General features: G+C 66.5%; 16 protein-coding genes. 6 read left to right on the plus strand and 10 right to left on the minus strand.

Annotated elements, in window-relative coordinates:
• The first annotated feature begins 92 nt into the window (after positions 1-92).
• From hmpA to ACW9UL_RS18125, 3 genes are read left to right on the plus strand one after another with little or no spacing between them, the layout of a single operon-like run.
• A complete protein-coding gene (gene hmpA / locus ACW9UL_RS18115; protein ID WP_457787861.1) occupies positions 93-1,274 on the plus strand; it encodes an NO-inducible flavohemoprotein in 1,182 nt (393 codons plus the stop codon).
• An 18-nt stretch (positions 1,275-1,292) separates the two neighbouring features.
• The gene (locus ACW9UL_RS18120; protein ID WP_457787862.1) at positions 1,293-1,538 is read left to right on the plus strand and encodes a transmembrane sensor/regulator PpyR; all 246 of its coding nucleotides are present in this window, start codon (positions 1,293-1,295) and stop codon (positions 1,536-1,538) included.
• The gene (locus ACW9UL_RS18125; protein ID WP_457787863.1) at positions 1,525-2,703 is read left to right on the plus strand and encodes an NnrS family protein; all 1,179 of its coding nucleotides are present in this window, start codon (positions 1,525-1,527) and stop codon (positions 2,701-2,703) included. The genes ACW9UL_RS18120 and ACW9UL_RS18125 overlap by 14 nt, the downstream gene beginning before the upstream one ends.
• A gap of 135 nt (positions 2,704-2,838) precedes the next feature.
• Here ACW9UL_RS18125 and rimI read toward each other — a convergent pair whose 3' ends face one another.
• From rimI to ACW9UL_RS18175, 10 genes are all read right to left on the minus strand, one after another.
• Positions 2,839-3,291 carry a ribosomal protein S18-alanine N-acetyltransferase gene (rimI, locus tag ACW9UL_RS18130; protein WP_021445354.1) on the minus strand — a complete coding sequence of 151 codons (453 nt, stop codon included), beginning with the start codon at positions 3,289-3,291 and terminating at the stop codon, positions 2,839-2,841.
• A gap of 27 nt (positions 3,292-3,318) precedes the next feature.
• Entirely contained in the window at positions 3,319-4,113 is a 795-nt protein-coding gene (locus tag ACW9UL_RS18135) for an energy transducer TonB (RefSeq protein ID WP_457787864.1), read from the minus strand.
• On the minus strand, positions 4,110-5,657 hold the full coding sequence (locus ACW9UL_RS18140) for a 2-isopropylmalate synthase (RefSeq protein ID WP_457787865.1): 1,548 nt from the start codon (positions 5,655-5,657) through the stop codon (positions 4,110-4,112). The genes ACW9UL_RS18135 and ACW9UL_RS18140 overlap by 4 nt, the downstream gene beginning before the upstream one ends.
• A gap of 222 nt (positions 5,658-5,879) precedes the next feature.
• Positions 5,880-7,124, minus strand: coding sequence for a saccharopine dehydrogenase family protein (locus tag ACW9UL_RS18145; RefSeq protein ID WP_457787866.1), 1,245 nt, complete (start codon positions 7,122-7,124; stop codon positions 5,880-5,882).
• A 134-nt stretch (positions 7,125-7,258) separates the two neighbouring features.
• Positions 7,259-8,356, minus strand: a complete 1,098-nt coding sequence (locus ACW9UL_RS18150; RefSeq protein ID WP_021443895.1) for a carboxynorspermidine decarboxylase — start codon at positions 8,354-8,356, stop codon at positions 7,259-7,261.
• A 245-nt stretch (positions 8,357-8,601) separates the two neighbouring features.
• Positions 8,602-10,929 carry a DUF6160 family protein gene (locus ACW9UL_RS18155; protein ID WP_457787867.1) on the minus strand — a complete coding sequence of 776 codons (2,328 nt, stop codon included), beginning with the start codon at positions 10,927-10,929 and terminating at the stop codon, positions 8,602-8,604.
• Positions 10,930-10,940: 11 nt separating this feature from the next.
• Positions 10,941-11,531: a DUF6160 family protein gene (locus ACW9UL_RS18160; RefSeq protein ID WP_457787868.1), complete on the minus strand. Its 591-nt coding sequence runs from the start codon at positions 11,529-11,531 to the stop codon at positions 10,941-10,943.
• Complete coding sequence (locus tag ACW9UL_RS18165) at positions 11,518-12,576, minus strand: hypothetical protein (RefSeq protein WP_457787869.1); 1,059 nt, start codon at positions 12,574-12,576, stop codon at positions 11,518-11,520. Before ACW9UL_RS18165 ends, ACW9UL_RS18160 begins: the two co-directional genes overlap by 14 nt.
• Before the next feature lie 2 nt (positions 12,577-12,578).
• Entirely contained in the window at positions 12,579-13,592 is a 1,014-nt protein-coding gene (locus ACW9UL_RS18170; protein WP_457787870.1) for a DUF6160 family protein, read from the minus strand.
• Positions 13,593-13,777: 185 nt separating this feature from the next.
• A complete protein-coding gene (locus tag ACW9UL_RS18175; protein ID WP_021446240.1) occupies positions 13,778-14,380 on the minus strand; it encodes a hypothetical protein in 603 nt (200 codons plus the stop codon).
• A gap of 225 nt (positions 14,381-14,605) precedes the next feature.
• On the opposite strand from ACW9UL_RS18175, the gene mksB reads away from it, so the two are divergent.
• From mksB to mksF, 3 genes are all read left to right on the plus strand, one after another.
• Positions 14,606-15,847: an Mks condensin complex protein MksB gene (mksB, locus tag ACW9UL_RS18180; RefSeq protein WP_021446239.1), complete on the plus strand. Its 1,242-nt coding sequence runs from the start codon at positions 14,606-14,608 to the stop codon at positions 15,845-15,847.
• Between the two features lie 89 nt (positions 15,848-15,936).
• Positions 15,937-16,629, plus strand: a complete 693-nt coding sequence (gene mksE / locus ACW9UL_RS18185) for an Mks condensin complex protein MksE (protein WP_457787871.1) — start codon at positions 15,937-15,939, stop codon at positions 16,627-16,629.
• Entirely contained in the window at positions 16,626-19,457 is a 2,832-nt protein-coding gene (gene mksF, locus ACW9UL_RS18190; protein ID WP_457787872.1) for an Mks condensin complex protein MksF, read from the plus strand. Before mksE ends, mksF begins: the two co-directional genes overlap by 4 nt.
• The last annotated feature ends 6 nt before the right edge of the window (positions 19,458-19,463 follow it).

Raw genomic sequence — 19,463 nt, forward strand, 5'->3', positions numbered from 1 at the left:
ATTCATGAGAGGCATACAGCGCTAACGCTAGCACGCCAGATGCGGCCAGACGAGCCGGGCCGGCGCCTTTTCATGCCTTGCAGGAGTTACCCATGCTGTCCAACGCCCAACGCGATCTGATCAAAGCCACCGTGCCGCTCCTGGAAAGCGGCGGCGAGGCGCTGACCACCCACTTCTACCGGATGATGCTGAGCGAGTTTCCCGAGGTGCGCCCGCTGTTCAACCAGGCGCACCAGGCCAGCGGCGACCAGCCGCGCGCCCTGGCAAACGGCGTGTTGATGTACGCCAAGCATATCGACCGTCTCGAGGCGCTCGGCCCGCTGGTGGCGCAGATCGTCAACAAGCACGTGTCGCTGCAGATCCTCCCCGAGCACTACCCCATAGTCGGCGGCTGCCTGCTGCGCGCGATTGGCGAGGTGCTCGGCGCCGAGATCGCCACCGACGCGGTGATCGAAGCCTGGGCCATCGCCTACCGACAACTGGCCGATATCCTCATCGGCGCCGAGGAGAGCCAGTACGCGCACAATGCCGCCGCCCCCGGCGGCTGGCGTGGCGCTCGCGCCTTCCGCGTGGCGCGCAAGGTGGCCGAGAGCACCGAGATCACCTCCTTCTACCTGGTGCCGGCGGACGGCGGCGCCCTGCTCGACTTCCAGCCCGGCCAGTACATCGGCCTGCGCCTGCTGCTGGACGGCGAGGAGGTGCGGCGCAACTACTCGCTGTCGGCGCCGGCCAACGGCCGCGAGTACCGCATCAGCGTCAAGCGCGAGGCCGGCGGCCGGGTGTCCAACCACCTGCACGACAAGGTCCAGGTCGGAGACCAGCTGGAGCTGTTCCCGCCGGCCGGCGAGTTCGTCCTGCGCGACTCGGCCAAGCCGCTGGCGCTGATCAGCGCCGGCGTCGGCATCACCCCGGCGCTGAGCATGCTCGACGCCGCGCGCCATAGCGGCCGGCCGATCCACTTTATCCACTGCGCCCGCCACGCCGAGGTGCACGCCTTCCGCGACTGGGTCGAGGCCCGCGCCGCCGCGCATCCGCAGATCCGTCACTACGTCTGCTACAGCGAGCCGCGCGCGGGCGATCAGGCCGATGCCGAGGGTTTTCTCAGCCGCGAACTGCTGGCGCAGTGGCTGCCCGCCGAGCGCGATCTGGACGCCTACTTCCTCGGCCCGAAAGCCTTTATGGCCCAGGTCAAGCGCCACCTGCAGGAACTGGGCGTGCCGCCCGAGCAGAGCCACCATGAGTTCTTCGGCCCGGCCGCGGCGCTGGATAGCTGATCAATCAGGAGGTGCATCATGTTCCCGCTCGCCCCGCAGCAGCTGCTGCGTCTGTCCAGCCAACTGCTGCTGGCCGGTCTCGGCCTGCTGCTGCTCGGTCTGCTGGCGGCCTATGGCCTGGAGTCCAGGTTGAACCTGGCCAGCCTGGTGCTGGCGCATAGCCTGACCATCATCGGCCCCGGCCTCCTCAAGCTCGGCTATGTGCTGCGTCTGGCGGCGCAGCACGGCCTGCGGCGAGGGGAACAGCAGCATGCAACTGCTTGATCGCAACCGCGCACTGGCGATTGCTCCGCTGTGGCGCCTGGGCTTTCGCCCGTTCTTTCTCGCCGGCGCGCTGCTGGCCCTGCTCGCCGTCGCCCTCTGGACCGCGGTGTTGCAGGGGCTGCTCAGCGCGCCGCAGGTGCCCGGCGGCCTGCTCGCGTGGCACCGCCACGAGATGCCGTTCGGCTTCGCCCTGGCGATCATCGCCGGCTTCCTGCTCACCGCGGTGCAGAACTGGACCGGCCGCCCGGGCTTGAGTGGGCGGCCACTGATCGCGCTGTTCGCCCTGTGGCTGGCGGCACGGCTGGTCTGGTTCCTACCGCTGGCGCTGGGGGTGCTGATCGCCGCCCAGCTGGCCTTTGTCGCCCTGCTGCTCGCGCAGCTGGCGCGCCAGCTGATCGCCGCCCGCCAGCGCAACAACTACCCCATCCTGCTGGTGCTGAGCCTGCTCGGCCTGTGCCAGGGCCTGACCCTCGCCGGCCTGGCCCTGGGCGACGACGCGCTGCAACGGCGCGGCGCCCTGGCGGCGCTGTGGTTGATCGCAGTGCTGCTGAGCCTGATCGGCGGACGGGTGATTCCCTTCTTCACCCAGCGCGGCCTGGGCCGGGTCGAGGCCTTCGCCGCCCAGCCGTGGCGGGATCGGCTGCTGCTGGCTGGCGGTCTGCTGGTCGCCGCGCTGTTCGCCAGCGGCCACAACCTGCAGGCGCAGCCCTGGCTGGCGCTGCCCTTCGCCCTGCTGGCGGCGCTGCACGGCCTGCGCCTGTGGCGCTGGCACCTGCCGGGCATCTGGCGCGTGCCGTTGCTGTGGTCGCTGCACCTGGCCTACGCCTGGCTGCTGGTCGCCACCCTCGGCATGGCCGCCTGGCACCTGGGTTGGCTGGCGCAGCCCAGCCCGGCCAGCCATGCGCTGGCGGTCGGCGCCCTGGGCGGGCTGGTTCTGGCGATGATGGCGCGGGTCAGCCTCGGCCATACTGGGCGGCCGCTGCAGCCGCCCCAGGCCATGGCCTGGGCCTTTGCCTTGCTCAACCTGGGCGCCTTGATCCGGGTGGCGGCGGGCGGCAGCTGGCTGTGGCTGGCGGCCGTTTGCTGGGGGCTGGCCTTCGCCCTGTTCGTCGTCCACTACGCGCCGATGCTGTGCCGGGCGCGGGTCGATGGCCATCCGGGGTGACCAGCGGACCAACAACCATTGGCGCACCGATCCATACGCCGATGTAGGGCAAATCAGCGCGTAGGGTGGATGTCGCTTTTCACATCCACCACAGCGGTGGATCGGTAAAGCGTGATCCACCCTACGCCAACAACCTCAATCGACCAGGGTGCAGGCCATCACCAGCGCATCTTCGCGACCGCCCACCGCCGGGTAGTAGTCGCGGCGCCGGCCGACTTCGTTGAAGCCATAGCGCTCGTAGAGGCGGTAGGCGCTCTGGTTGCTGGCGCGCACTTCGAGGAAGCACTCGCGACCGCCCAGCTCATGGGCCTCTTTCATCAAATGTTCGAGCAGGCGCAGACCGAGGCCACGGCCCTGGCTTTCCGGCTTGACGGTGATATTGAGCAGGTGCGCTTCGTCGAGGATCAGGTTGATCACGCCGTGGCCGACCTGCTGGCCGCCCTCGAACATCAGCCAGCAGTGATAGGACTTGAGGCTGTCGGTGAAGATGCCGCGGGTCCAGGGGTGGCTGAAGGCGGCGTATTCGATCTTCAGCACGGCATCGAGATCCGCCTCGGTCATGGGGCGGAAGGAAATCGCATCGGTCATTCGCTAGAACTCGGCGGCAGGTGGCACTCAGGCGTCGGTACTTTTCAGCCAGCGCTGGCGCACCCGCTGCATGGCTTGCCACAACTCGCGCTTGCGCGCCGGCTCTTCCATCAGCAGCTCCAGGCCCGGCAGCGCCCAGCAGGTGCCGAGGCCCTCGATCTGCAGCTCGCGGTTGTAGCTCTGTGCGTCGCCCTCACCGGCGAAGCGAATGGCCGGCAGGCCGACCAGCCACAGGCAGGTGCTGGGCTGCTCCTCCAGGCGCGCGGCGACGAAGCTCTGCACGAACTCCAGCGCCGCCTGCGGGCCCTGGTCCAGGTTGCCACGCACCAGCAGCGGCCAGCGCACCGGCTCGCCGAGCAGTTGCGGGCTGTCCGGCAGGCCGGCGGCGCGCAGCAGGTCCTTGAGCAGGATGTAGGCCGGGTCGCGGCTCTGGAACGGCTCGCCGGTGGGCAGTTCCACCAGCAGCGCGCAGTCGCCGGCGCGCAGCAGCTGCAGGGCGAATCGCGGTGGCGGCGCGGCAACGCGGGCCGGCTTTTCCTCCACCGGGGCAGCCTCCTCGACCACCGCGGCGGCCTGGCGCGGCTGGGCAGCGGGGCGCGGCACCTCGATCTTCGGCCGCTCGGCAGCGGGCGCCGGCGCAGTGTCGCGGGCTACCGCGGGGGCGGCGACCGGCTCGACCGGCGTGTCAGCCGCCACTTCCACCTGCGGCGGCTCCAGCAGTTCCGGCCGCGACGGCGCGGCGAAGGGCAATACGGTGCGCGGCAGCCAGCTGGCCACCTGCATGGCGCCCAGGTAGGCGCGCCGACGGAGTTCGGGGATCACACGCCCTCCACTTGCGGGTGCGCCTTCTGCCCGACCTGCATCAGGTTCAGCGCGTTGATATAGGCCTTGGCCGAGGCCACCAGGATATCGGTGTCGGCGCCGTTGCCGTTGACGATGCGCCCGCCCTTCTCCAGGCGCACGGTGACCTCGCCCTGCGAGTCGGTGCCCTGGGTGATGGCATTGACCGAATACAGCAGCAGCGTGGCCTCGGAGGCGGCGATGGCCTCGATGGCCTTGAAGGTGGCATCCACCGGGCCGGAGCCCTGGGCGCCGGCACGCCGTTCGTTGCCCTCGACGCTGACCACGATCTGCGCCTGCGGCACCTCGCCGGTCTTGCTCGCCACTTCCAGGGTGACCAGCTTGAAGTGCTCCGGCGCCTCCTCGGCCAGGGTGTCGGAGACCAGCGCCTGCAGGTCCTCGTCGAAGATCTCGTGCTTCTTGTCGGCCAGCTCCTTGAAGCGGGCGAAGGCGGCGTTCAGCTCGGCCTCGCCGGCCAGGACTATGCCCAGCTCGTCCAGGCGCGAGCGGAAGGCGGCGCGCCCGGAGTGCTTGCCCATCACCATCTTGTTGGTGTTCCAGCCCACCGACTGGGCGGACATGATCTCGTAGGTCTCGCGGTGCTTGAGCACGCCATCCTGGTGGATGCCGGACTCGTGGGCGAAGGCGTTGGCGCCGACTATGGCCTTGTTCGGCTGCACCGGGAAGCCGGTGATGCCGGAGACCATGCGCGAGGTGCTGAGGATATGCGGGGTGTCGATGTTGGTGTGCACGCCGAGCAGGTCCTGGCGGGTCTTGATCGCCATGACGATCTCTTCCAGCGCGGCGTTGCCGGCCCGCTCGCCGAGGCCGTTGATGGTGCACTCGACCTGGCGCGCGCCGGCCACCACGGCGGCTAGGGAGTTGGCCACGGCCAGGCCCAGGTCGTTGTGGCAGTGCACCGAGAAGATCGCCTTGTCGGCATTGGGCACGCGCTCGAGCAACTGGCGGATGGTGTCGGCGTACTGGTGCGGGATGGCGTAGCCGACGGTGTCGGGGATGTTGATGGTACGCGCGCCGGCGTCGATGGCCGCCTCGATGATGCGGCAGAGGAAATCGATCTCCGAACGGCCGGCGTCCTCGCAGGAGAACTCCACGTCGCTGCACAGGTTGCGCGCCTTCTTCACCGCGCGCACGGCCTGAGCCACCACGTCGTCCGGCTGCATGCGCAGCTTGTACTGCATATGGATCGGGCTGGTGGCGATGAAGGTGTGGATGCGCCCGCTGTTGGCGCCCTTGAGCGCTTCGGCGGCGCGCTCGATGTCGGCGTCTACCGCACGCGACAGGCTGCACACGGTGCTGTCCTTGATGTTGTCGGCGATCGCCTTGACTGCGGCGAAGTCGCCCGGGCTGGCGATGGCGAAACCGGCCTCGATCACGTCCACCCGTAGCCGCTCCAGGGCCTTGGCGATGCGCAGCTTCTCCTCGCCGGTCATCGAGGCGCCGGGGCTCTGCTCGCCGTCGCGCAGGGTGGTGTCGAAGATGATGACGCGATCGTTGCTGCTCATAGGGGATTCCTCACGGCTGCCGGGGCGCCCTTCGTGGGGGCGTCTGTAATCGGCCGATTGTCGCGTGAAATGGGCGGGCCGGGAAGGCACAGCTGCGGCTCGTAGGGTGGATGTCGCTTTTTACATCCACCATGGGGCAGTGCACGCCGATGGTAACGGTGGAAAACAAAACGCCCGCCAAGTGGCGGGCGTTTGCCGATCCTGTGCGCTAGGCGCAGCAAATCAGAGCGGCTGATCCCAGGGACGGTCGCCGTGCTCGTCCTTGATGCGGGTGGGCAGGCCCATCACGTCCAGCAGCTTGAGGAAGGGCTCGGCCGGCAGCTCCTCGACGTTGACCATGCGCTGTGCATCCCACTCGCCACGCGCCACCAGCAGGGCGGCGGCGACCGGCGGCACACCGGCGGTGTAGGAGATGCCCTGGCTGTCGGTCTCGGCGAAGGCTTCTTCGTGGTCGGCGACGTTGTAGATGAACAGCTCGCGCGGCTGGCCATCCTTGGTGCCCTTGACCAGGTCGCCGATGCAGGTCTTGCCGCTGTAGCCCGGCGCCAGCGAGGCGGGATCGGGCAGCACGGCCTTGACCACTTTCAGCGGTACCACTTCGAGACCTTCAGCGGTCTTGACCGGCTGCTCGGAGAGCAGGCCGAGGTTCTTCAGCACGGTGAACACGTTGATGTAGTGGTCGCCGAAGCTCATCCAGAAGCGCACGTTCGGTACGTCGAGGTGCTTGGACAGCGAGTGCACCTCGTCATGGCCGGTCAGGTACAGGTTCTGCTCGCCCACCACCGGCAGATCGTCGGTGCGTTTGACTTCGAACATGCGGTTGCTCACCCACTGGCTGTTCTGCCAGCTGTAGACCGTGCCGGTGAATTCGCGGAAATTGATTTCCGGGTCGAAATTGGTGGCGAAGTACTTGCCGTGCGAACCGGCGTTGACGTCGAGGATGTCGATCGACTCGATCTTGTCGAAGTACTGTTGTTGCGCCAGAGCGGCATAGGAGTTGACCACGCCCGGGTCGAAGCCGACGCCGAGGATGGCGGTCACGCCTTTCTCCTGGCATTCGGCCAGGTGCTTCCACTCGTAGTTGCCGTACCACGGCGGGGTTTCACAGATCTTGCTCGGATCTTCGTGGATGGCGGTGTCCAGGTAGGCGACGCCGGTGTCGATACAGGCGCGCAGCACGGACATGTTGAGGAACGCCGAACCGACGTTGATGACGATCTGCGATTCGGTTTCGCGGATCAGTGCCTTGGTCGCTTCCACGTCCAGGGCGTTCAGCGCATAGGCCTTGATCTCGCCGGGCTGCTTGAGACCGCCCTTGGCCTGCACGCTGTCGATGATGGCCTGGCATTTGGAGATGTTGCGCGACGCAATTGCAATGCGACCTAACTCGTCATTGTGTTGCGCGCACTTATGGGCCACCACCTTGGCAACACCTCCTGCACCAATGATCAGGACATTCTTCTTCAATTGTTCCACCTCCTAGTACTGCGTTATTGAAAGCGTTTGATGAATCGTAGGGTGGATGACGCTCTTTTCATCCACCATCGCTTGGCAAATGGTGGACGGATGAAGCGTCGTCCACCCTACGTGACTTGAACCTGTCAGCTGAGGCTCGACAGGTAGTCGTCGAACTCGAACTGGCGCACCACTTCGACGCTACCGTCGAGTTGTTTCACCACGATGGACGGCATCTTCAGGCCGTTGAACCAGTTCTTCTTGACCATGGTGTAACCCGCCGCGTCGATGAACGACAGGCGATCGCCGATCTGCAGCGGCTTGTCGAACTGGTATTCGCCGAAGATGTCGCCGGCCAGGCAGGATTTGCCGCAGACCATGTAGCTGTGTTCGCCGTCGTTCGGCGCCATCTTGGCGTTGAGGCGGTAGATCAAGAGGTCGAGCATGTGCGCTTCGATGGAGCTGTCGACCACCGCCAAGTGCTTGCCGTTGTACAGGGTGTCGAGCACGGTCACCTCCAGCGAGGCGCTGAGGGTGATCGCCGCTTCGCCCGGCTCCAGATACACCTGCACACCGTATTTTTCCGAGAAGGCTTTCAGCCGCGCGCAGAAGGCATCGATCGGGTAACCCTCGCCGGTGAAGTGGATGCCGCCGCCGAGGCTGACCCACTCGACCTGGGCGATCAGGTGGCCGAAGCGCTCCTCGATGCGGGTCAGCATCTGGTCGAACAGCTCGAAGCTGGCGTTCTCGCAGTTGTTATGGAACATGAAGCCGGAAATCTGCCCCATGACCTTGGCGATCTTTTCCGGGTCCCACTCACCGAGGCGGCTGAACGGGCGCGCCGGGTCGGCCAGCAGGTAGTCGGAGCTGCTCACCTGCGGATTGACCCGCAGGCCGCGGATGGTGCCTTCGGTGGCCGCGGCGAAGCGCTCGAGCTGGCCGATGGAGTTGAAGATGATCTTGTCGCAGTTGGCGACCATCTCTTCGATCTCGTCGTCGGCCCAGGCCACGCTGTAGGCGTGGGTCTCGCCGGCGAACTTCTGCCGGCCGAGCTTGAGCTCGTAGAGCGAGGACGAGGTGGTGCCGTCCATGTACTGCTGCATCAGGTCGAACACCGACCAGGTGGCGAAGCATTTCAGCGCCAGCAGCGCCTTGGCCCCGGAGTTCTCGCGCACATAGGCGATCTTCTCCAGGTTGACCAGAAGCTTCTGTTTGTCGATGAGGTAGTACGGCGTTTGGATCATCTCGTAGCCCCCGCAAGGTCGGCCGATGAAGGGCCTTGCGACCCCCCAGAAAAAAGTGGACGCGAATTGTGCCGATTACCGACAAATATCGAAAGGGCATTGGAGATTTTTTGTACAACGGGCGATTACCGGTTGCTTCGGCAGAAGCCAATGCAGGGGGCGCCGTGCGCGCCGGGGTGTACGAAGCCTCGGTGCGCATTGCACACCCTACGGGCCTGCCATGACAGGGGCGTGACCGCCGGCCTTCAGTTGATCGGCGTGGCGGTCAGGTTGGCGCGGATATCGGCGTTCTGCAGCTTCATGCCGTACATGGAGGTGACCGCGCCGCCGGTGGGGTGGACGTTCTGGATGCGGTCGATGTTGATCTCCTTGAAGTGCACCCGGCCGTTGACGGCGAAGCCCAGCGGGTCGGGCGTCACCGGCGGGCAGCCGCTGGCGCCCTTGTCGCAGACCTTGGTCGGTGCCACGTCGAGGTTGAGGTCGACGCGCACGCCGTAGCTGTTGGCATTGGCGTCGGCCGGATTAGCGTCGGAGGTGTGGAAGTTGTCCACCACCAGCTGCGCGCCGCTGCCGTTGACCCCGTTTACCCGATCGGTCTCGATGATCAGCTGATTGCGCTTCTCGCTGGTCGAGACGCTGCCCGCCGGGTTGCCCGAGGTGTCGCGGACGAAGACGTTCTTCAGCCCGGCGGTCAGGCCCTCGTTTCCGCGGTCCTCCCAGCGCCCGCCGCTGGCCGAGCAGGCCGAGGCATTGGCACCGCTGCCGCCGACGCACAGCGCGCCGGCGCCGCCGGAGCTGAGGCTGAGGGTGGAGCCCTGCTCGTAGCGGCGCAGCACGATGCGGCCGAGGCTGTGGCCGCTATGGCGGTCGCCCCAGCGCAGGTCGCCTACGTCCAGGGTCGACCAGTAGGTGCCCTTGTTCAGTTGCACGCCGTCCTGGGTCACGTCCAGCGAACCGTCGCGAAAGTGCATGTCGTAGCGCGTACCGGACAGCCACAGGCCCTTGCCGCTTTCGTCGACGGTGATCGCCGCGTTGGCGTCGCTGATCAGGAAGTCGGCGTTGTAGCGCAGGCCGTCGCCGCTGGCGCCGCCGGGGCGGATGGTCAGCTGGCCGTTGAGGGTGAAATCGTAGGCCGGGAAGATTTCCAGCAGCACCAGCAGTTCGGTGCCGCCCTGCAGCGGCGCATCGGCCGTGCCGACGCGCAGGCCGTCGAAGCTGTAGCTGCCGACCACATTCTTCAGGCCCAGGCGCAGGCCGTCGAAGTGGCCGTCGTAGCCGCCGCTGCCCGGCTGGGTATTGGCGCTGCCGGCGTAGCAGCCGGCGCTGACGCCGCCGGCGCAGCTCTTGGTCAGATCCAGGCTGAGCTGGCCGCTGCCATGGGTGCGCAGGCCGCTGAACCACAGGCTGTTGCCGTTATCGGTGAGCGAGACCGAGCTGCTGACCATGTTCCACGACAGATCGGCGCTGATGCCCTTGAGCCCGGAATTGGGATCGCCGCCAGGGCGCAGCCTGAACCAGTTCTGCCGTGCGCCCTGGTCCTGGAAATTGAGGTCCAGGGCCAGGCTGCCGATCTTCTGGTTGCTCGGGTTGCCGATGATCAGGCCGCCGAGGCTGGCGTTGAGCTTGAGGTCCTGAAAGGCCAGTTGCGCATAGCGGCCGCTGCCGTCCTCGCCCAGGTCGAGGGTGATGCCGTTCTGGCTGCTGAGCACGCCGGCGAAGTTCTCCGCGCGCAGCACGCCGTCGTCCCGGTACTGAAACAGGCTGTTGGCAATGGTGATCTGCGGGATCAGGCGCAGCCCCTCACCAGTGGCGCCGCCGCCGGCGATGCGGATGCTGCCGCCCAGGCGCAGGTCCATGTCCAGCTGGCCGAAGCTGCGCGCGTGCTCGGGGTGCCGCGTATCCGGCGCGCCCGGGGTGACCGCGACACCGGCCACGGGGTCGCCGTGGGCCAGGTCGAGGTTGATCGCGCCGATATGGCCGACGAAGCGCGAGTCGCCCAGGTCGAGGCGGATCGCCGAACCGTCGCCGCCGCCGACTATGTCCAGATAGGCGTTGTTCAAATAGGTGTCGAAGGACAGGTCGCGCACGATCAGGTCGAGGCCGTTGTCGCGGTAGTAGAAGGTCACCGCATCCAGGCTCAGGCGGCTGTCGTCGAGGCTGAAACCGGCAACCCCGCTGGCGCCGCCGCCACGCAGCTTGAGGCTGGCGCCCAGGGTATAGAACGCGCGGAAGGCGCCGAAGCTCTTGTCGCTGCCGGCGAAGCCAACATTGCTGATCGCCAGTTCGTTGGGCCGGCCCTGATGCTCGATCTGCAACCGCTCGCCGACCACGTCGAGCTGCGTGGTCGAGCTGCTGCCGGCTTGCTGCGGGCGACTGGAGACGCCTTCCAGGCGCAGGCTCTGGCCGTCGTCGCGGTACTCGACGCTGCCCGCCGACCAGCCGCCGCCGCTGGTTTCGATGCTGATGCCGCCCTGGCCGCTGACGCCAGCCAGGCTGTCGTCGTCCAGCGCCTGCATGGCCCAGACCGGCGAGCTGCCCAGCAGGAGCGCTGAAAGCCAAGCGTGACGCTGCATGATGCGGCTCCTCAATTGGTCGGGAAGATCAGCACGCTGCCCTGCATGCGGATGCTGCCGTCGATCTTGGCCGAGAAGATATTGGTCTGCTGATAGCTGGGGTCGCCGCCGTTGGCGGCACTCAGCGCCTTGTTCTTCCAGCCGCCCTGGCTGGCCACGCCAAAGGCGAAGTTGCCGTCCTTGAAGCGGATTTCGTTGGGCAGGCCGAGCGCCAGCACCTCCTGCTCGCCGCTCGCGCCGGTCAGGGTGCGGGTGTCGAGGGTCAGGCCCTCGAAGCTGAAGATGCCCTTGAGGTTGTCCAGCACGTACCAGCCGGCATTGGCGCCGGAACGAATCGCCAGGCGCAGGCCGCAGCTCTCCGGGCTGGCTGCGCCGGCCAGGGCGCAGCTGCGCTGGTTGGCCGTCCACAGCGCCGGGTCGTTGCTCGCCGGGGTATCCCAGAGCACGCCGCCGTCCTTGTTGATGCTGAACTCGCCGGACAGGTAGACCCCGCCCTGCCCGCTCATCTGGCGGAGGGCGCTGTCGTCCAGCGGCTGCAGTTCGGCCAGGGCCAGCGCCGGCAGCAGCGCCAGCAACGCCATGCTTCGACTAGCGCAGGTCATAGCTGCTCACCTTGAGGTAGTTGAAGCTCAGCCCGGAAATCTCGTTGCGCCCGAAGTTGTAGCCGCCGGTGGGAATCGCGGTGGGGCTGCTGCGCGTGCCGCCGACGGTCAGGTTCTCGAACACCAGATTGGTGCGCGGTGCGTTGGCGTAGAAATCGGTTGCCAGGGCCTGGCGTTGTGCCGCGCTGGTACCAGCGGCGGTAGGGTTCTGCAGTTCCAGCACGAACTGGCCGTCGGCGCTGGAGCGCAGGCGCAACGGCTGCGACTTGCCGTAGCCCAGGGCGATATTGGCGTAGCCGTTGGTGATATAGAGGGTGCGCGCGCCGCGCTGGGCGGCGGTCTCGCCGGCGGTATCGCAGTTGGCCTGGGCGCAGGACATGATCTCCAGGGTCTTGGCGAAGATATTCACCCGCGCCTCGCCGACCAGCTCGCCGTTGCCGTTCTGTCCGGGGTCGCCCCACAGGCGCAGGTAGGAGCCGTCCATCACCAGTTGGTGGAAGTCCAGGGCGAGCATCTCGGTGCGTCCGGCCGCCACCTGGAAGTCGAAGCGCATGCCCAGATCGGCGCGCCCGCTGGCACCGGTCGAGCAGTTGGAGCCGGCGCCGGCGTAACTGGCGATACAGGGGTTGCCGCCGGCGGTCAGCCGCTCGGGGAAGTTGAACGACAGCACGGCGACATTGCTGGGCGTGGTCTGCACCCACTGACCGTCGTCGCGCAGGGCGCGCAGCTCCTCGCCCTTGGCCAGTTCCAGCTCGAAGGGATGGTCGAGGCTGCCGATGGTCACCGGGTTGAGATTGCTGCCCTTGTTGCTGCCGGCGGCGCCCAGGTAGAGGTTCTTCAACGAAATGGGGACGTTCTGCCCCTGATCGTTGGTGATGTCGTTGATCACGATCTGCGCGCCGGAGCCATCCAGCAGCACCTGATCCAGCACGAAGCCCAGACCGGCGCCCTGCACGTCGGAGAGTTCCTGATCGCTCAGCGGTTCCATGGCGACGGCCAGCGACCAGCTCGACATGCAGGTGAGCAGCAACAGGCAGCGTTTCATCGTCAGCACCCCTTCATGGCACTACCCAGGCAGGTGTCCTGCCGCGGGATGCCGTTCAACGCCTGGTCGAAGTCGAACTTGATGCCCGCCACCAGGTTGCCGTTGGCGTCGCGGTACTTGGGAATATTGAGGAAGGCGCCGGCCACGGTATTGATCAGCTCGGAGGTGTCCATGTCGCGCCATTGCATGTCCTTGAGCTGCAGGGAAATGAACACCCCCTTGGCGGCCTGATCCATGCCCGGGGCATTGACGTTGCCGACGTTGAGCGACTGGAACTGGCTGAGGTTGAAGCAGGTGGTGATGCCGATGATCTGACAGCCCTGCGAGGGGAAGGCGTCGAGCAACCCGCCCAGAATGTTGCAATTGGCCACGCACTGCACCGACGAGCCGTTCTTCAGGCCGGCCTGATCGGTGCGGACGGAGTCGGGAACGCCGTTATTGACCAGCTCTGCCTCGGCCTTGACCGTGGAGTTTTCGTTCACCGTGGCGCTCAGCAGCAGCCACTGGAAGAAGTTGGCCTTGTCCAGCAGGGGTTTGGCCTTGCCCTCCAGGTCCACCGCGATCTTGCCGGTCAGGTGCGAGATATCCCCGGACAGCACGCCTTTGGCCTCGCCGAAGCCGATGCGCACGCCGACCACCTGATTGCCCTCGTAGGCCAGCTCCAGGTAGGGATCGACGATCTGGAACGGGTTGATCGTATCGTTGGGACCGACCGTACCCAAGGCGAAGTTGTTGATCAGGATGTCCGAGGCGCGGGTCTCGCCCGCGCGCGGATAGCCGCCCAATTCCAGCTTCTTGATATTGAGCTGGGTGTCCACCTTGAGGCCGAAGTTGACCCGGGTGTAGTTGACCTGCCCGGCGGTGTCGGTGGTGAGGTTGATAAACGCCTGCCCGGTGATGGCCGACAACTCGTCGTCCGCCAGCTCCTCCAGCTTGGCCTGAGCCACCGGCGCGACCAGCAGCGAGGCGCACAGCAACGCCAGAGCATGTTTGGCGAAACGGCAGGACTGGCGCATGGCGGAACCCCTTTTCTTATGGTGGCGGTCGAGCGCTCCGACTCGAACCCTTATGGCCACTATATGGACGCCTGCGCCAGGACGGCCCGACCCATAGTCGAGAAAAGGACGTCAAATAGCCGCCTGCCGCGGCGCGATCAGGGCGGCGGTGTTACCGCCGGCAACAGCGGCGTAACACCCGCCCGTCAGCCCTGCCGGAACAACGCCAGCAAGTGCTCGGCAATAGTGCCGCGGATGGCGTCGATGCTCAGCTGCGAGCAGTGCGCCAGCTTGTGCGGGTTGATTCGGTGCAGGTGCAGCGACGGCATGCGCGCCTCGTACTCGCGCAGATCGCCCTTCACCAGCACCGGCAGGAAATGCTCGCCGCGTGCGCGGTAACGCTCGATCAGCAGGCGCAGGCCGTCCTGGAACGGCAGCTCGCGCGAGGCCACCAGGCGAAACTCGCCCGGCACCTTGAGGTACAGCCCGGTCTCGCCCACCGCCTCGCCCGGCAGGATATGCACCCCGGTGGCTTCCACGGCGTCGGCCGGGATATCGTGGAAGGTGTCGTGCCAGGCCAGCTCGTCCGGCAGGATGGTGATGCTGCCCGCCTCCTGCGGCACCACGAAGCTGTAGTTGCTGTAGAGCTTTTCCACGTAGCTGGAATAGATGCACAGGCGGTTTTCGAAGCGCTTGAGAAAGGCGATGGCCTCGCTGCGGTCGGTGATGGCGTCCAGCTCCCAGTCCAGGTCGCGCTGGTGCTGCAACTCTTGCCAACAGGCGTCGATACTCAGAGCGGTGGCGGGCATGGGCGAACTCTGGCGGCAAGGCTACGCGCAGCTCTTTGCAGAAAGTGCGCCAGCCGCCAGACAGCGCTTTTTCCACCCATATCAAGGACTTGCCCGGCCCATCCGGGCCCACCGCGTCCCAATGTGCCGCAACGCGTCACCTGCCTCTGATCGCCTCGCGCTCAAACCCGGCACCCGCCTTGCAGTACAATCGCCTCTTTTCACTTGCCTGGACCCGGCGCCTCGATGATCGATCCCAAGCGCGTATTGCGCGCCCTCGCCGAACACTGGACGTTGCTCGAACCGCTCTGCGAGCGTTTCGACGCCGGCACCCTGAGCCTGGTGGAGCTGCGCGGCCAGCTCGCCGCGCAGTTGCCCGACGCCACGCCCAGCGACACCACCGCCCTGCTCGACACCTGGATTCGCCTGGACATCCTGGTGCCGGTGGCCAAGAGCCCCAACCGTTTCGAGCTCAACGCGCAGATCCACGATTTTCTCGCCTACCTGCGCCGCGAGCACCGCCTCGGCCTGTGCCTGGAGATCGAAGCCTACCTGCGCCACCTGGAGCGCCTGGCCGGCTATATCCAGGACGCCTTCGAAGTGCGCGATGCCAACGACCTGGCGCGTCAGTTGCGTCTGCTCGATATGCGCGTGCGCGACGTGCTGAAGAAGCTGGCCAACGACGAACAGGCGCTGGTCGGTGTGGCCGACCGGGCCAAGACCAGCGACCGGCAGATTCCCCTGCGCCAGCGCTACGCCGAGGTGCTGGCCACCTGGGACGAATACGTCGAGCCGATGATCCAGCTGGTCGCCGCCGACGGCGCCTTCGAACAGGGCGTGCGCCGGGTCGAGCAGGTGCTGCTGCGCCTGCTCGGCGACCAGCAGCGCCTCGGCCAACTGGTCGACGACGACCTGCTGCTGCGCACCCACGCGCGCATCCTGGAAATGCAGACCACCGCCCAGCTGACCCTGCGCAAGGCCCGCGAACTGCTGCTGCCGCTGCGCGAGGAAGCCCGCCGGCACAACGCCGTGACCCGTGGCGCGGCGCTGGCGCTGTCGGTGATCCGCAAGAAGGGCATAGACGCCGTGCCGCAGGCGGCCATGCCGCTGTTCACCCGGCCGCAGAGCAACTTCCTGGGTTCGGCCAGCCAGGTCGAAGCCTACGTCTACGCCCTGGCCCGCTTCGAAGCCAAGCCGGCGCATTTTCCCAAGGCCAGCGGCAGCCGCAAAGGCGGCGCGCCCAAGGCGCCGAAGACCGCGCGGGAAATGATCGAGCGCTGCGAACAGGCGCTGCCACTGCCGGACCTGATGGCCTGGCTGCTGGAACAGGAACCGGAAGGCGCCACCGACGAGCTGCTCTACTGGTTCTCGCGCCTGTCGCGCGAGTCGCGGTTCCAGCGCGAGCGTCTGGAACGCCGCCAGTACCTGACCCGCGAGCACGAGGTCAGCCTCAGCTCCTATGCCCTGGTAGGCCAGCCCAATGCCTGAGCTGCCCGTAGGGTGCGCTGTGCACACCATAACCGACGACCCGGTGCGCACAGCGCACCCTACTCGGCTCCACTAGCCAACGGATTGCCATGAACATCGATCTAAAAGAAATGACCCAGCTCGCGGCCGCCTTCCGCGACCTGTTCAAGGGCTACCACATCTCGCGCAGCGAGCCGGAGTGCTACGCCCAGCTGTCCAGCCTGCAGGACCAGTACCGCGCGCTGTTCCGCGCCCTCGGTTTCGAGTTGGTGTGCGACCCGCGCGGCTTCTACTACTTCGTCCCCGAGCAGGTCGCGCCGCAGGTGAACAAGACCGCCCAACGCCTGGCGCTGTTCACCTTTATCCTCGTGGAGCATCTCGCTGACCAGGGCCGCGACCCATTGAGCGTGCTCGACGGCGGCAGCATCGGCCGTGACGAGCTGCCGGCGCTGCTGGACAAGTACCGCGACCTGTTCCTGCAAGCCGAGGTGACCACCTTCGAGGAGCTGGAAGACAAGATCATCCGCCGCCTCATCCAGCTCGGCTTCGCCGAGGACAGCAACGGCGTGTATCGCTTCCTGCCGCCGATGCACCGCTTCCTCGACGTCTGCCTGTCGGTGCAGCACGACCGCGACCTGGCCGCCAGCCTGCACAGCAGCGACCTGCCGCTGCCGGCGCCGGTGTTGCTGGACGATGACGGCGATGCCGAGGTGGTTGATGCCATCGACGCCGAAGAATCCGAGGAAGACGCCCTGGCCCGCGCCATGGCCGACGTACGCGCCGCACAGGAGATGGACGCATGAGCCAGGAACGCTACGGCATCCGCCGCTTCGCCCTGCTGAACACCGCCGGCTACAGCCTCGGCCTGTTCCCGCTGGAAAACCCGCTGTCGGTCTACGGCGCCAACAACCTGGGCAAATCCGCCTCGATCAACGCCCTGCAGTTCCCCATCCTGGCGCGCATGTCGGACATGAGCTTCGGCAAGTACAGCCTGGAAGCCTCGCGCAAGTTCTACTTCGCCAGCGACACCAGCTACATCCTCGTCGAAGTCGCCCTGCCCCATGGCCCGCACGTGATCGGCGTGGCCGGTCGCGGCCCGGGTGGCGGCTTCGGCCACCAGTTCTTCGCCTACGCCGGCGAGCTGGACCTAGAGCACTACCAGCAGAACGGCACCTGCCTGCGCCAGCGCGAACTGTTCAAGAACCTTGGCCAGGCCGGCATCACCGCCTACGAACTCAAGCCCGACGAACTGCGTCGCCTGCTGGTCGGCGGTCACACCAGCATCCCGCTGGACCTGACCCTGATTCCGCTGCGCTCGACCAGCGAGCAGAGCTTGAAGACCTTCCGCGCGCTGTTTATCAACCTCCTGCATATGAGGGAGATCACAGCGGCGAAGCTCAAGCAGCTGTTCCTCGATGCCTTCGAGCACAGCCTGCGTTCGGGTAGCGTCGACTATATCGCCGCGACCGAAGAAGCCTTCCGCGACGTGCGCCGCATGGAGCAGGACTACCAGGCGCTGGTCACCGCCGGCCCCTTGATCGAAGCCCTGGCCTCGGGCGTGACCCAGCGCGAAGTGCTGCGCGGCAAGCTGCATCGCCTCTCGCCGCTGCTCGACAACCTGCTGGGCACCTGGCACGACTACGCCGATGCGCGCAAGGAAGAGCTGGTGATCCAGGCCGAGCACTACCGCAACGAGCAGGACGGCCTGCAGAACGAGCAGCGCGGCGGCACGACCGAGCTGATGCGCCTGGAGCGCGAGATCAGCGAAATCCAGCGCTGGCTGGGCGAGCTGGCGGTGCTGAAGAACCGCTTCGCCCTGGTGGAAAACGCCAAGGTGCTGGAGGAGCAGCTGCTCGCCGCCAAGGACGCCCACGACGAACTGGCCGGCGCCCTGGCGCAGTCGCGGCAGTTCTCCAGCGAAGACCTGGACGAGCGCCTGCGCGACCTGGAAAAACGCCTCAAGTCGGTCAAGCAGCAACTCGACCACGCCGACAACAACAGCTACTCGCGCCTGCGCGAGGAATTCAGCCAGCAGGACGTCGACCGCCTGATGCGCCTGTTCAACGGTCAGCTGTTCAGCTTGCCGCTGGGCGAGAAAGGCATCCAGGCCGACGGCGACGACTGGGTCAAGGCCGTCGAGGCCGTGCTGGGCCGCTTCAAGGGCGACACCTTCGCCGTGCCGGGCCTGTCCATCGACCTCAGCCATATCGAACCACCTGCGCTGCAGGCGCTGGCCGACCGCGCCGCCCTGCGCGATCAGAAGGATCGTCTGGAGCGCGAGCTCAAGCAGCTCAAGACCCAGCAGTCGGTAGCCGCCGACCGCGCCGCCAGCAAGGCCCAGACCGAGACGCTGTACCAGGCCGTGCTGGACGCACAGAAAGCGCTGGAAGACTTCCGCAAGAGCCAGACCCTGGCCGCCGAGGAGGCGCAGAAGCTGGAGCGCCTGGCCGAGCTGGAAGGCGCGCAGGACGAACTCAAGCGCGCCAGCGATGCCTTCGCCGAGCGTGTGCAGCAGCTGTCCGCCAAGCTGCAGCTGGTCGGCCGCCAACTGGCCGATCTGGAAGCCAAGGAGCGCACCCTGGAAGACACCCTGCGCCGTCGCCAGTTGCTGCCCGCCGACCTGCCGTTCGGCACGCCATTTATGGAGCCAGTGGACGACTCGCTGGACAACCTGCTGCCGCTGCTCAACGACTACCAGGACACCTGGCAGGCGCTGCAGCGCATCGACGGCCAGATCGAGGCGCTCTACGCCCAGGTGCGTCTGAAGGGCGTGGCCAAGTTCGACAGCGAAGACGATGTCGAGCGCCGTCTGCAACTGCTGGTCAACGCCTACGCCCACCGCCAGGACGAAGCCCTCACTCTGGCGAAGGCCAGACGTGCGGCGGTCACCGACATCGCCCGTACCCTGCGCAATATCCGCAGCGACTACGACAACCTGGAACACCAGCTGGCGCTGTTCAACCGCGAGATCAACAAGCGCCAGGTCTCCAACCTGCAGAGCTTCCGCATCGTCCTGGCGCCGAACAAGGAAGCCCTGCGCCATATCGACCAGATCATCCACAGCGCCGGCCAGTACGAGGAAGGCGAGACCCTGTCGGTATTCGACCTATCACAATCGACCGATCAGGACGCCAAGAACGAGGAGGCCAAGGACTACCTGTCGCGCCTGGTGGCGGCCAACGGCAACCAGCTCGGCCTGAAGGATCTGTTCGAACTGGCCTTCGAAATCACCAAGGTGCATGGTCAGCCAATCATCCACACCGACATCGATGGCGCAGCAAGCAACGGCACCACCATGACCATCAAGGCGCTGACCAACATGTACCTGTTGCTGCACCTGATGGATCGCGAGCAGGCCGGGCGCGTGCGCCTGCCCTACTACCTCGACGAGGCGGCGGACATCGACGAACGCAACCAGCAGGCGCTGATCGAGACCAGCCTGCAGCTCGGCTTCGTGCCGATCCTGGCCTCGGTCAAGCCGCAGGTCTCGGCCCACGTGGCCATCGACCTGGAAGGCGGCAGCGGCCCCAACGGCATCTATATCGACGAGGCGGACTGGAAGTTCATCAAGCCCCGCGAAAGTGCCAAGGTGCAGGCGCCGCAGCTGGAAGAAGCGGTCGAGCCGGCTTGAAGCTCA

The organism is Pseudomonas sp. PL-6 (assembly GCF_054110165.1).